The sequence below is a fragment of the Niabella pedocola genome (genome assembly GCF_021044425.1).
GTDB lineage: Bacteria > Bacteroidota > Bacteroidia > Chitinophagales > Chitinophagaceae > Niabella > Niabella pedocola.
The window spans coordinates 2,401,413-2,414,529 of the sequence record NZ_JAJNEC010000005.1; the positions used below are offsets into that span (position 1 = coordinate 2,401,413).

The 13,117-nt window shown below is 48.1% G+C and carries 14 protein-coding genes; 2 read left to right on the forward strand and 12 right to left on the reverse strand.

What is annotated here, in order from left to right; translation table 11 throughout:
* Positions 1-12: 12 nt before the first annotated feature.
* Genes rlmD through metF form a run of 3 tightly spaced genes read right to left on the reverse strand, consistent with a single transcriptional unit; the run spans position 13 to position 2,758 of the window.
* Complete coding sequence (gene rlmD, locus LQ567_RS17450) at positions 13-1,446, reverse strand: 23S rRNA (uracil(1939)-C(5))-methyltransferase RlmD (protein ID WP_231006690.1); 1,434 nt, start codon at positions 1,444-1,446, stop codon at positions 13-15.
* A 1-nt stretch (position 1,447) separates the two neighbouring features.
* Positions 1,448-1,750, reverse strand: coding sequence for a DUF1330 domain-containing protein (locus LQ567_RS17455; RefSeq protein ID WP_231006691.1), 303 nt, complete (start codon positions 1,748-1,750; stop codon positions 1,448-1,450).
* 57 nt (positions 1,751-1,807) lie between these two features.
* Complete coding sequence (metF, locus tag LQ567_RS17460) at positions 1,808-2,758, reverse strand: methylenetetrahydrofolate reductase [NAD(P)H] (RefSeq protein WP_231006692.1); 951 nt, start codon at positions 2,756-2,758, stop codon at positions 1,808-1,810.
* A 164-nt stretch (positions 2,759-2,922) separates the two neighbouring features.
* Here metF and lptB point away from each other — a divergent pair, with 164 nt between their 5' ends.
* Positions 2,923-3,741, forward strand: coding sequence for an LPS export ABC transporter ATP-binding protein (lptB, locus tag LQ567_RS17465; RefSeq protein WP_231006693.1), 819 nt, complete (start codon positions 2,923-2,925; stop codon positions 3,739-3,741).
* A gap of 15 nt (positions 3,742-3,756) precedes the next feature.
* On the opposite strand, the gene LQ567_RS17470 is transcribed toward lptB, so the two are convergent.
* The 6 genes from LQ567_RS17470 to LQ567_RS17495 all read right to left on the reverse strand — a co-directional run bounded on the left by LQ567_RS17470 (position 3,757) and on the right by LQ567_RS17495 (position 8,719).
* Positions 3,757-4,041, reverse strand: coding sequence for a hypothetical protein (locus tag LQ567_RS17470; protein WP_231006694.1), 285 nt, complete (start codon positions 4,039-4,041; stop codon positions 3,757-3,759).
* A gap of 203 nt (positions 4,042-4,244) precedes the next feature.
* Complete coding sequence (locus LQ567_RS17475) at positions 4,245-5,069, reverse strand: SDR family oxidoreductase (RefSeq protein WP_231006695.1); 825 nt, start codon at positions 5,067-5,069, stop codon at positions 4,245-4,247.
* Positions 5,070-5,131: 62 nt separating this feature from the next.
* A complete protein-coding gene (gene lptC, locus LQ567_RS17480; protein WP_231006696.1) occupies positions 5,132-5,821 on the reverse strand; it encodes an LPS export ABC transporter periplasmic protein LptC in 690 nt (229 codons plus the stop codon).
* A gap of 58 nt (positions 5,822-5,879) precedes the next feature.
* The gene (locus tag LQ567_RS17485; protein ID WP_231006697.1) at positions 5,880-7,286 is read right to left on the reverse strand and encodes a hypothetical protein; all 1,407 of its coding nucleotides are present in this window, start codon (positions 7,284-7,286) and stop codon (positions 5,880-5,882) included.
* On the reverse strand, positions 7,258-7,986 hold the full coding sequence (locus LQ567_RS17490) for a type III pantothenate kinase (protein WP_231006698.1): 729 nt from the start codon (positions 7,984-7,986) through the stop codon (positions 7,258-7,260). Before LQ567_RS17490 ends, LQ567_RS17485 begins: the two co-directional genes overlap by 29 nt.
* Positions 7,987-8,080: 94 nt before the next feature.
* Positions 8,081-8,719, reverse strand: a complete 639-nt coding sequence (locus LQ567_RS17495; protein ID WP_231006699.1) for an LON peptidase substrate-binding domain-containing protein — start codon at positions 8,717-8,719, stop codon at positions 8,081-8,083.
* Between the two features lie 220 nt (positions 8,720-8,939).
* Between LQ567_RS17495 and meaB the strand changes: the two genes are divergently transcribed.
* Positions 8,940-9,845: a methylmalonyl Co-A mutase-associated GTPase MeaB gene (gene meaB / locus LQ567_RS17500; RefSeq protein WP_231006700.1), complete on the forward strand. Its 906-nt coding sequence runs from the start codon at positions 8,940-8,942 to the stop codon at positions 9,843-9,845.
* A gap of 12 nt (positions 9,846-9,857) precedes the next feature.
* On the opposite strand, the gene LQ567_RS17505 is transcribed toward meaB, so the two are convergent.
* From LQ567_RS17505 to LQ567_RS17515, 3 genes are all read right to left on the reverse strand, one after another.
* On the reverse strand, positions 9,858-10,673 hold the full coding sequence (locus tag LQ567_RS17505; RefSeq protein ID WP_231006701.1) for a glycosyltransferase family 2 protein: 816 nt from the start codon (positions 10,671-10,673) through the stop codon (positions 9,858-9,860).
* 708 nt (positions 10,674-11,381) lie between these two features.
* On the reverse strand, positions 11,382-12,098 hold the full coding sequence (locus LQ567_RS17510; protein ID WP_231006702.1) for an RluA family pseudouridine synthase: 717 nt from the start codon (positions 12,096-12,098) through the stop codon (positions 11,382-11,384).
* A gap of 66 nt (positions 12,099-12,164) precedes the next feature.
* Positions 12,165-13,085 carry a pseudouridine synthase gene (locus LQ567_RS17515; protein ID WP_231006703.1) on the reverse strand — a complete coding sequence of 307 codons (921 nt, stop codon included), beginning with the start codon at positions 13,083-13,085 and terminating at the stop codon, positions 12,165-12,167.
* Positions 13,086-13,117: the final 32 nt, after the last annotated feature.

The following is a 13,117-nucleotide window of genomic DNA, read 5'->3' on the forward strand; positions in this document are numbered from 1 at the left end:
ATTAAATTAGGCTCAGGACCGGAGTTTTAGTTGCACTACGTTCTCAATATGCAGGGTGTGCGGAAACATATCTACCGGCTGAATTTTTGTAACCTCATATTTTTCGTTCAATAATGCCAGATCTCTTGCCTGGGTTGCGGGGTTGCAGCTCACATACACCACAATGGGGGCGGCCATTTCATTGATCTTCTGCACCAGCTTCTCATGCATGCCCGCCCTGGGCGGATCGGTTACTATAACATCCGGACGCCCGTGTTGTTCAAAAAAAGCATCGGAGCAGATATCGATCACGTCGCCGGCATAAAAATGCGTCTTTTCCAGGCCATTCAACGCCGCGTTTTCACGGGCATCGTCAATGGCGGCTTCAATAACCTCCACTCCGATCACCTTGCCGGCCTTCTGGCTGCAGAAGATGCCAATGCTTCCGGTACCGCAATATAAGTCGTAAAGGGTTTCATTGCCTGTAAGCTCTGCAAACTCCCGGGTTACCCGGTACAGCTCGGTGGCCTGGGCCGTATTGGTTTGAAAAAAGGATTTGGGACCGATCTTAAACCGGTACTGGTCCAATTGCTCGGTTACATAGCCCGGTCCGTACCAGGTCACGGGCTCCAGGTCGTGCAAACTGTCATTCCTTTTGGTATTAATGGTATACAGCAGCGTGGTGATCTGCGGAAATTGCGCCCGGAGGTGGTTTAAGATCTTTTCCCGTTTTTCAGGGTCATCTTCCCCCATTACCAGGTTTACCATCAGTTCCCCGGTGTTACAAAGGCGTACCTGCATGGTTCGTAAAAATCCGGTGTGCTGGCGGAGATCATAAAAAGAATACTGATGTTCCAGAGCAAAGGCTTTTATGGCCAGGCGGATGGCATTGGTAGGTTCTTCCTGTAAATGACAGGTATGAATGTCAACGATCTTATCCCAGAAGCCCTTGGCATGAAAACCGGCAACGCCCTGTTTCCCGTACTCATGTGGGTTGATGCCCTGTTCTTTCAGTGCATGGAATTGTTCCTTGGGCATAAACAGCTCGGTTCCGAAGGTATATTCAATTTTATTGCGGTACCTCCGGGTTTTAGCAGCCCCCAGTATGGGTTGAATTTCCGGGAGGGGGATTTTTCCGATGCGTTGCAGGTTGTCTTTTACCTGCTGGTGCTTATATTGCTGTTGTTTTTCGTAGGGCAGCATCTGCCACTGGCATCCGCCGCAAACGCCAAAATGTTCGCAAAAAGGCTCAGTGCGCTCGGGGGAATAGGATCTGAAGGCAATGGGATGTCCTTCTGCCCAGTCCTTTTTGTTTTTACCCAACCGGATATCGACTACATCACCGGGAACCACCTGTTCCACAAAGATCACTTTCCCCTCCACCCGGGCAATAGACCTTCCTTCGGCGGCATAGTCCTCGATCCGGATATTTTCAAGAACAATATTTTTCTTCTTTTTACGAGCCATTTTATAGTTGTTTTCCCTGAATGAGAACAGCCGACCGGATGGATTGTTCCTTTAAATATAAAAATTCTTTTCGTTCTTCGTCTTCCAGGAAGCTCCTGAAATCATCCTCGGTTTCAAAGGAAACCAGGTGTATTTCATAAGGTGGTTCCGTATTTATTTCTACAAAAGCTTCGTTTTGCGGACGCAGCCGCAACAAAAGCAGGCCATTGTACTTTTTTATTAATGGAATGGCCAGCCGCTCGAAATCATGGAAAACGGCCTCGCTTCCTTCATTGATATAAATGAGTTGTGTAATAAAGATCATCCGGACAATTCAAAAATGGCTTGTTTGCAGCTTCCTGGTTGCTTTCCCGCAGGAATATTACAGCTCCTTTACCACGTTGCTGATGATCTGCGGCCGGCCCAGGGTATAATAATGCAGTACCGGCACTCCATTCTTTTTCAGATCCTTTGATTGCATCAGCAGCCATTCCGTACCTACACGTTCCACATCTTCATTGGTTTTACATTTCATCATTTCCTTTGAAAGATCTGTAGGCAGGTCGATATGAAAGGTTTTGGGAAGTACGTTCAGCTGTTTAAGCGTGTAAACGGGTTTTAATCCCGGTATAATGGGAACGGTGATCCCGGCCTTACGGCAGGCATCTACAAAAGCATAAAACTTGCTGTTGTCAAAAAACATCTGCGTTACAATATAATCGGCGCCCGCGTCCACTTTTGCCTTCAGGTAGGCCATATCGGTTTCCATATTGGGCGCTTCAAAATGCTTTTCCGGATAGGCGGCCACACCAATACAGAAATCTGTTTTCTGTGAATTTTTCAGATCCTCCTCCAGGTAGATCCCGTTATTGAGATCCGCCACCTGCTTTAAAAGGTCAATGGCATACGCATGACCGTCTGCCTGCGGAATAAAAGCCGTTTCATTTTTGGCGGCGTCACCGCGCAGTACCAGCACATTGTCGATACCCAGGTAATTCAGATTGATGAGCGCATCTTCTGTTTCATTAACGCTGAATCCTCCGCAGATCAGGTGCGGAACCGTATCTACATTGTATTTATTCATGATGGCGGCGCAAATGCTTTCGGTTCCCGGCCGCTTACGTACCACTACTTTTTTAAAACTTCCATCGGGGTTCTTTTTAAAGATATGTTCGCTCCGGTGGTAGGTAACATTAATAAAAGCGGGCTTGTATTCCATTAACGGATCCAAATGGTCGTAAAGCGCTTCAATGCCCTTTCCCTTCAACGGGGGCAGTATTTCAAAAGAAATCAGTGTGTCCTTTGCATTCCTGATATGATCGATCACCTTCATAGGCTGCAAAACTAATGGAAAGATACCAGTAATGAGGTTTCAGGTTCAACGTTTCAGGCGCGGTGCCGGTTGCAGACCGTTAAAGGCTTCGGGCTAACGGCCGGCTTCAATATTTAACGGCCCCTCAACACAATAATGTGGAAGCTTTCTTATTTTTGCCACATATGTTGATGAAAATACATACCAAGGACCTGGTAAAGCGTTACGGTGAGCGTACGGTGGTGAACCACGTTTCTTTTGAGGTGAACCAGGGCGAAATTGTGGGATTGCTGGGTCCGAACGGTGCCGGTAAAACCACCTCTTTTTACCAGGTGGTGGGCCTGATCAAGCCGGACGAGGGGGATGTATTTTTAAATGACCAGAATATTACCAAGCTGCCGATGTATAAAAGAGCTCAGATGGGCATCGGTTACCTGCCACAGGAGGCTTCTGTTTTCCGCAAGCTGAGTGTGGAGGACAATATTTCCGCCGTACTGGAAATGACCAAGCTTCCCCGGGCTGAACAAAAGGCAAAACTGGAATCGCTGCTGGCAGAATTCCGGCTGGGCCATGTACGCAAGAGCAACGGCGACGTATTGAGCGGGGGGGAACGGAGAAGAACCGAAATTGCCCGGGCGCTGGCCGTGAACCCGAGATTTATCCTGCTGGATGAGCCCTTTGCGGGGATCGACCCCATTGCCGTGGAAGATATCCAGAGTATTGTGGCCCGCTTAAAATACAAGAATATCGGCATCCTGATCACAGACCATAACGTAAATGAAACCCTTTCGATCTGCGACCGGGCCTATTTGCTAATCGACGGAAAGATATTTGAAAAGGGTACCGCTGAAGCGCTTGCTGCCAACGAACAGGTGCGGCGACTGTACCTGGGCCGTAACTTTGAGCTGAAACGGAAGGATTACCTGCATGAGGAAGCGCAGCTGGATTCGGCTCAGGAATTGAAATCCCGGCCAGAATCCGGAACCGACACTGCCGGTCATTAGCGGTAATTTTTGGGGTCAGGTAGCTGCAGACGGGTCTTCCGGTGCTTCCAGTTTATGTTCCTTTGCAAATTGATGACGGTGCTCCGTAAACCTGCTGATGACTTCAGTTACCTGTTCAATAGATGTATTCACCTGTTCATGTATGTCTGGAAGTGCAAGTTCCAGCACTGATACACCAAGGTTCATATTTTCTGCTTCAATCTGTGCAATCTTTTTCAGTACCGCGGTTTCACTGTTTTTAAGATCTTCCAGCTCCCGCAGGATCTTGTCCATAGCGGTTAATTGTGCACTTTTATCCATATACCTGTTTTTAGAATGAAGAATGATCAACCCAATGGTTGAAACAACCCAACAGGCTCAAATAGTGTGCAAGACTGGGTGCCTGCCATGGCTTTTGCGTTTCTTTTACATATTTCGCCTGCAGTTTAATAATTAGCGGAGGAAATTTTTGGTAAAATGAGTAGCCCCAGGTGGGATTTGTACGCATAAACCAGGCAAACGGGCTAGCTATCTAAAAAGAGATCGGTGTAAAGCGGCCCCCCGGGAGTAATCGCATACGCATCAAGGTTGGTGATGCCGGCTTCCTTCAGCACTTCCTCGTCCAGGAAACAATTGCCCGTACAACGGGCTGCTTCTTTTTGCAAAATATAAAACGCGGCGTCGGCAACGATCTGCGGTGTACGGCTCATATTGGCCAGGGCCTGACCACCCAGCAGGTTACGTACCGCTGCCGTATCGATGGTGGTTTTGGGCCAGAGTGCGTTGGCTGCAATGGGAATATTTTTAAATTCGGCCGCCCATCCAAGTGTAAGCAGGCTCATATTGTATTTGGAAATCGTATAGGCGATATGCGGACCCAGCCATTTGGGGTTGAGATTAATGGGTGGCGACAGTGTAAGGATATGTGCATTGGCCGATTTTTTAAGATAAGGCAGCGCCGCCTGTACCATTAAAAAACTTCCCCGAACATTGATCTCCTGCATCAGGTCGTATCTTTTCTGGGGGGTGGATGCCGTATCCGTTAAAGATATTGCAGAAGCATTGTTAATGAGGATATCGATGCCGCCAAATGCTTCTACTGCAGCTTCCATTACATGCTGTACCTGGGTTTCCTCGCGCACATCGCAGGCTACAGGCAATGCCCTGCCGCCTGCTGCCTGTACCGCTTCGGCGGCTGAATAAATGGTACCGCCCAGTTTTTCATTTTCGGTTACGGACTTGGCGGCAATTACAATATTGGCACCTTCGGAAGCCAGCTTCAGGGCGATGGCTTTTCCAATGCCACGGGTAGCGCCGGAAATAACGGCGGTTTTATCCTTAAAAATCATAAAGTAAATTACGAAAACAAATGCATTCTGCGGAAACGGCGGCTTAAAAAAAGTACAGCGTTCTATTTCGCGGGTGGCGGAGCGGCTGGGGTAGGTGTTGGCGAACCAGTTTTGCCAGAAGCACCTGTTTTACCGGAAGAACCGGTTTGTCCGGTTGTGTTTTTATCGGAGGAAGTATCGGCAGGGGCCGCTGCTCCGGGCTGGCCGGGAAGGCCGGTTTGACCGGGCGATGTCTGACCATGCGTTTGGATGAATGTTACATTTTTCAGATCCTGGGTTGCCTGCAGGCCAAGGTCTCCCTGCAGCCGTTTATCGCTGGAATGGTACCGGGCAGGTTTATTCGTGTAAAACAATTGTTTGTTCTGATCCCACCAGAGATCCTGGCAATAAAGCGTATCTCCTTTTACCGATACTACCCGCACGCTGTCACGCAAATAAATCATGCTGATCGATTCCATGTATTTGCCGTACTTACTGTCGAGTTTGCTTTCGATCTTAGCACTGTCATTGTAGAAATCTACATGTAAGGTTTTAGGAAATTCTGTATAAACCGTATCGGCCTGTACGCGCAGCATCAACGGAGCGGTCAGTTTCGCCTTTACCTTGCCTCCCTGCGACAGGTAACTTTCTACCTTAAGCGCCCTGTCCGTCATGGAAACTTTTTTAGAGAGGGCGTTGATCTCCTCGTCTGTATTTTCACAGGCGAACAAAAGCAGGAGCACTGCTGAAAGTAAAACGTATGTTGAACGCAACTTCAAAAACCGGTTTATTGCAAAAATAATGTAAATCTGCCCATAATACCGGAGCCACTTATCGGTCTCCGTTCCGGCGCTTACCAAACCACATATCCGTGAGGGAGAAGCCGAGCGTTACCCGGTACATATTTTCCTGCAGCGGACTACTGCTGTTGCCCCGTTTAATGTATTCCAGGCCCAGGTTGATCATGGTTGCCTGGCCTCTTGCCTGCTGGTTATAGTTGGCCAGCGGCAATCCTACACCGGCGGTAACACCATACAGCGGCAGTTGTTGTCCGCGCAGCTTGATATAGTCGGGTCCGGTGAAAAAGCCGATCCGGTAGTACATCTGGCTCAGGTAGTTCCTTTTGGTTACAGGACTGAACTCGGCACCTATCTTCAGTTTCCAGTTACTGGCCACGGCGGTATCGGGCAGGTTATTTTCGCGGTAGTTCTGCCAGTTTGTGGTGGTAAAATCAGCGCCCAGCAACCATCCGGCTTCCGTTTGGGTTTGTGCCTTTTGCAGGATGAAGCCCGCAGTAAGGTTGGTAGGATAAGTAAGGGTTGATTTAAATCCGCTGGAATCAATGATCTCCGTTGTACCGGTAGCACTATTGGTTGCACTGGCAGTATATGCCACATTGGTATTGATCTTTTGCTGCCAGTTTCCATAAACCCCGATGCCCAGGAACAGTTTATCGCTCATTTTTCCCTGGTATTGCAAACCGGCATCTGCGTAAATACCGCCCATAGACGTTCTGGAATCCCAGGTGCCCAGGGCATATGCGGTGGAATCGTTGTAAAGGCTGCGGCGACGGGCGTAGTCCTTTGAACCAAAAAGGTAGCCGCCGTTAACGCCCAGGCTGAGGTAATGATTTTTTGCAAGGGCAAATTTAACCCCCGTACCCAATGAAGCCAGATAGGTACCGCCGGATCCTTCAAAAACAGTAGTAGCCGAGTCGATGGCTTCCCCGGTATTTTCATCCCGAAGCGGGCCGCTGGTATTCTGGATTTTATAGCTGATCCTGTTCAAAGGCCGCAGGCCCAGGGCCATACCCCAGTTGCGGCGGAGCGGAATACCCAGGGAGATCCGGTTAAAGATCAGGTTGCTGGAAGTAAAACGCGCCTGTTGTGATTTGTCGATCAGCGTATGGCCGGTTCCTTCAATGCCTATATCCAGTATCGCCCGTCCCTGCAATTGTTTGCGGGTGCCGGGTTCTGTAATGGACAGAAAAAAAGCGTAGGACGCCGGGTTGGCATAGTTTACGGAAGAATAGCTGTTATATGCTGCGGAAACACCGCCCATACCTCTGCTGGTAGCACTGGATGAGGATATTTCGTCTCCCAGGCCGTATCTTGAATAAGGAGAGTTATCCTGCGCGTTTGCAATGAAACCGAAGCCGGTTAAACAAACGGCTGCGGCAATACGTTTTATTACAGACGCGTCCAATTTTCTAAGCGTTGTTAACTTCACTAATAGCATATAGGCCTTTAAATATTAATTCAGGGTCGGCAAATATCCTGCTTTTCAGGTGTGATGCCAAATGTTGCATATCCCCACCGGTTAATACCACGTTAAAGTTGTCGAATTTTTCCTCGTATGCCGCTATAAAACCGTCGAGTTCATAGGCCATTCCAAGGATAATACCGGATAAAATATTTGTTTCTGTATCATATCCCATCAGTGGAACGTCCGCCCTGGGCGCTATCAGGGGCAGCTTTACGGTATAATACTGCAGGGATTTTAACCGCATTTCCAGTCCCGGCGAAATGGAACCTCCAACCAGTTCCCGGTATTTATTTACAAAATTCAGGGTAATGCAGGTGCCCAGCCCAATCAGCAGCAGGTTTTTGCCCGGATAAAAATGTACACCGCCGGCCGCAATCGCTAACCGGTCTGCACCAATGGTTTCTGGTTTGCCTACGGGTGTGGTAATAGGCAGTTTCGACTGGTAATTGAGGAGGTGAAAACGGGTTGTGTCTTTTAAAACGGTTTCTATTTCCGCATTATGGTCAATAACGGAAGATAGAATGGACTTTGCCGGTTTGTAGGTTTCAACCAGCGACCGGATGGTGGCGGTGGCGTCATCCTGCAGTACAAGGGTTTTTATAAGTTCATTGTCCTGAAAAACAGCAACCTTTTTCCTTGTATTTCCAAAGTCGAAACAAAGTGTGGTAGACATAACGTGCAAGTAAATAAAAAATCAGCAACTTTTTCACCCTTTCTTCCGGCGCGCCATAGATCGGTGTAAACCGGCAAAAGTTAATATTTCCGGCCTATTTAAGGTCAAAGCCGCTCAGGTTGCGGAAATGGCCATTCATTTGTATTTTTTGTTTTAACTGGTTCATCTGCTCAAAAACGGGCAGCGTTTTTTCAAAATGCCGTTTCAGGTACTCCTGGCGTTGCCGTTCCTGTGTCAATTGTAAAAACTCGTATTCTTCCTGGATCGTCAATCCGGAATGGTGCGCAATATCATAGGCGGTCAAAAGATCATCCTCTTTCCGGAACTCTTTCTTTACCTGCAGGTAATCGTGCAGGGTGCGCATTTGTTTTACCAGCAGGCGCATAACCTCGGGGTTACCGGTCCGGTTATTTTGGGGGTAATTGACAATTGCCCCGGAATAGAGCTTTTCCGGGATCTCCCGGATCACTTCCAGAATGCGAAACAGATCACCGCCCTTTGTATGAATGTCCATTTCGCCGTTTTCATAAACCTTTACGATCTCTTCCACATGTACCAGTGAACCCCAGTCCTGGAGCTGGTTATTCACGACCACCGGTATCCCAAACGGTTTGCGGCTGCTGGCAGACTCTTGGATCAATTGTTTATACCGCGGTTCAAAAATATGCAGGTTTACCTGTTCACCGGGAAACACAACGATCGACAAAGGGAATATCGGTATGAAATTGGTCATGCCCAAAGGTAAAAAAAGTTTAAGGTCTGTGTTTTTATAAATTTTGATAAGAACCAGAAGATGCCCGGCTTCAGGAATGAAGTCTTCCGGGTTAAAAGAATTTTGGGGCCGCCCTGCCGTTACCAGTTGGCGGAAGATCATCTATGGTTCGGCGGTCGTTAAAAATCGCAGCTTGCGATCCTTTTACACTATAAATCTTCCGTATTTTAGCAATCATTATATGTGGAATCCGCTAATAACCGGGGTGAGGGAGGGCGATACCAAAAGCATCGCCCGGGCCATCAGTCTTGTAGAAAATGAACAGGAGGGATATGCGTCTTTCCTGGAGCAGCTGCAGCCGCATGCCGTTCCGGTAGTGGGCATTACCGGGCCTCCGGGTGCAGGTAAAAGCACGTTAACAGACGCTCTTGTAGGATTTGCCGTAGCTGAAGGTAAAAACGTGGCGGTGATCTGCGTGGATCCTTCTTCCCCCTTTCATTTTGGAGCGCTTTTGGGCGATCGTATCCGCTTAAACCGTTGGTACCTCGATGAACGTGTTTTTATCCGCTCGCTGGCCAGCCGGGGTGCCATGGGCGGATTGAATCCAAAAATCATCGAAATAACCGATTTGCTGAAGGCGGCCCCGTTCGACCTGATCATTGTGGAAACGGTGGGTGTAGGACAAAGTGAAATCGAGATCGCCGGGCTGGCAGACGTAACCATTGTGGTGCTGGTACCGGAGGCGGGTGATGAGGTGCAAACGATGAAAGCGGGGTTAATGGAAATTGCCGACATTTTTGTAGTGAACAAGAGCGACCGCCCGGGTGCGGATCTTTTTATAAAACACCTGAAACAGATGCTGGCGCCTGCATTTTCCAGAACCACGGAGCTGTTGCCGGTAATACCAACAGCGGCACATGAAATGAAAGGGATCGATACGTTGTACGCACTGTTGCTTCAAAAAACAGCGGCTGTTGTGCCCAATGAACGAAAGGGATGGCTGCTGGCGGAGAAAGCATACCAACTCCTGCAAAAAAAGCGCATGCAGGGCATTGATAAACGGGTATTGAAAGCGGCGATAGCCGCGGAAACAGCAGCCGGCGGGTTTAATTTGTACCGGTTTGTAAGAAACCTGGAGCAGCGGTAACAATCCGGTTGTTTAGGAACGTTGCAAATGATCCTGGATGCCTACCGGTGCTGTGATCAGTTTTTCTGAGATCGACTTCTGCAGCAATTCATTATTGGTTAACACACTATTCCGTTCTTTTTCTTTATGATAGATATGAAAAACGATGGCACTGTGCTTTACGACCATTTTTGATATTCCGAAATTGATCAGCCGGGCGGCAATTTCGTTGTCTTCTCTTCCCCAGCCCTGTATTTCTTCGTTATAACCGTTAACCGCCATCAGATCCTTTCTCCAAAAGGCCATATTACAGCCACGCAGGTAAAAAATATCGTCTGCCCGGTGTTTTTTGTAAAGCTTTGTAAGGATGGGAATGCGCAAGCCGTTGTTTTTATTTAATGAGCTCCAGCGGAACAGGGACGCTTTTCCTTTCCGGCGGTGCAGCAGTTTTTTAGAATATGCTTCGCTCAGGATAACCCGGCTGCCCGTTGCAAAACATCCGGGGTTGCTCAAACGGAGGTGGTCTTCTACAAACCGTTTATGAAGGATCAGGTCGCTGTCGATCTGGATAATATACTCACAGTTGGCTTTTGCAATGGCCTTATTGCGGATCCGGGCCAGCTGAAAGCCTTCATCCGGCTGCCATACATGAATGAGCGGAACGGGAAACAGGGCCTGGAATCGCTCGATCAGGCTCCGGGTTTCACGCGTGGACCCGTCATCCGCGATGATCACCTCATTGGGCATCCGGCTTTGCCTTAAAATACTTTTCAGGCAACATTCCAGTGCTTCCGGCCAGTTATAGGTCGAAATAATCAATGAGGAAGTCGGATAGCTTTTGTTAATCATGCTGTGTTAATCTTGAGCGACCCATTACTGCAGCAACTTCTTTTTTTGGTCCTTCACGTTTGAATTCTTTTTTTTGAGACTGTTATCTGATATATTTAATCACTACAACCAATGATCTGTTTTTGTTCCTGTTCCCTGCTGGCTCATTGTGGCCATGGCTTCCTGTGAGTACCTTTGGCCGCCGGGGAAACCTTGATCCAACCCGATTTAGACGCACCACCGGTGACAAAAATAAGGCAGATCTTATTGCCATACAGCGTGTTTTATATACCAAGATCCCTATTTGAACCGGGCAGATTGCTGAACCGGCTGGCCTGCCTGATGAGCTCCGGATGCATTGTTAAAAGAGCGCTGATGCTTTCCCCGAACTGCGTTCATTCATTGCCGTATTGGTCGACAGTTCGTTTTGAGATTACGTAAGACCAGACCGGGCATATTGGCCGGTTTTAGACAAAACGATTGATGCACGGATGAACATTTCGTATTTGCCTGGTTGCCTTATCCTTCTGTTATGGTATCCGGAGATCAATAACAAAATACTGCTTCCAATGCCCTATCTGTTGGAAAATACCATTATACAAAGGTATTGATTCGTAGTATATATTTTGAATATTTAAACCGCCGGAACAAGCAATGCGCCTGCAAATACGGAGCAGATGCTTAAAGCTGCAAAAACGGATCGGGTCAGTCCTGCCGTGGCAGAGCATACTATTTTCGCTTCTGCAGTTGTTGAAGTGTGGCTCTCAGGTCTTTGTGTAAAGGCGCCTCCAGCTCCAGCCAGTGGCCATCGGGAGCCTGAATTTTTAGCTGGGCTGCATGCAGGGCCAGCCGGTTCAGCAAAGGGCGCTCCTCAAGATGCTCTTTCGACAGGTTGAACTTCGATTTGAACGAGGAAAGGTATACCGGTTTGCCATCTCCGTAAAGTGTATCAACAGCCAGCGGATGCCCGATCTCCTTTGCATGGATCCGTATCTGGTGCGTTCGGCCCGTATGGATCCGGAATTCCGTCCAGCTGTAGAGGGTAAAATCATGCAGCACTTTAAAATCTGTAAGCGCCGGTTTACCCCGGCGGTGAATGATCATGGTGCCCCGTTTTACCATATTTTCGGCAATGGGGGCATCAACACTGCCCGATGGTTCCGGTACTGACCCGATGACCAGGCCGTTATAGATCTTTATCGTTTTCCGGGCTTCAAACTGCTGACAAAAATATTTATGCGCCCCGGCATGTTTTCCAAAAATGATCAACCCGCTGGTTTCACGGTCCAGCCGGTGAATGGTAAAAATATCAGGACAGGTATGCTGCAGCAGCTCCTTCAGCGAAGGCTCTTTTCCCTCGCGGTCCGGAATCGAAAGCAAACCGGAGGGCTTGTTCAGGGCCACCAGGTCATCATTTTCAAAAACAATTAAATCCTGAAGCTTCATGTTTGTGTTAAGGTACTGTTTCAATTAACCGGGCATAATCCCGGAGCTGTCAGCAAAAGCAGTCCGTTATTTTTTTCCCTTTCCAAAAAATTTAAGATTGCGCACTTCCTTCTCGGTCAGGAAACGGAACTTTCCACGTTCGATATTCTTTTTAGTAAGCCCGCCAAACATCACGCGGTCCAGGTTCTTTACATCGTATCCTACGGATTCAAAAATGCGGCGTACAATGCGGTTCCGGCCATTGTGTATTTCAATACCGATCTGGGTTTTATCCTTCATATCCGAATAGGCCAGCACATCCACCGGTGCGGGCCCGTCTTCCAGCACCACGCCTTTCAGTATTTTATCAAAGTCCTTCTTTTCAAGCGGTTTGTTCAAGGTGGCGGCGTAAATCTTTTTTATTTCATTGCTGGGATGGGTGAGTTGCTGGGCCAGCTCTCCGTCATTGGTAATCAGCAGTACGCCAGAAGTGTTCCGGTCCAGGCGCCCCACGGGATATACCCGTTCAGTCGTTGCATTTTTGATGAGGTCCAGGACCGTTTTCCGCTTTTGCGGATCGTCTGTGGTGGTAATATAATCCTTGGGTTTGTTCAGCAGGATATAGACCAGGTTTTTAGCCGGCGTTACTTTTTTATTGTTCACGGTGATCACATCCGCCGGTAGCACCTTGTAGCCCGGTTCCAGGGTTACCACCGCATTTACCTTCACTTTTCCGTCTTTAATTAAATCGGCAGCATCCCTTCTGGAGCAAATACCACTGTGTGCCAGGTATTTGTTTAAGGGCATTTGCACTGTTGCAGGGGTTTTCCGTTCAATCTTCGGTGCTGCGCTTTGGGTTGCTTTGGCTGCGGCTTCCGCCTTCTTTTGTTCAAAGAACGCTGCCCGTTCCTTTTTATATTGCCGTTTTTCCTGTTTAAAGGCCTCTTTTATAGCGGCGTTACTTTTTTTGCTTGCAAATTTTGCAAAGCGGGGATCAATTTTTTTCATTGTATGAATTGCTATTTTACAACAGTAAGCCG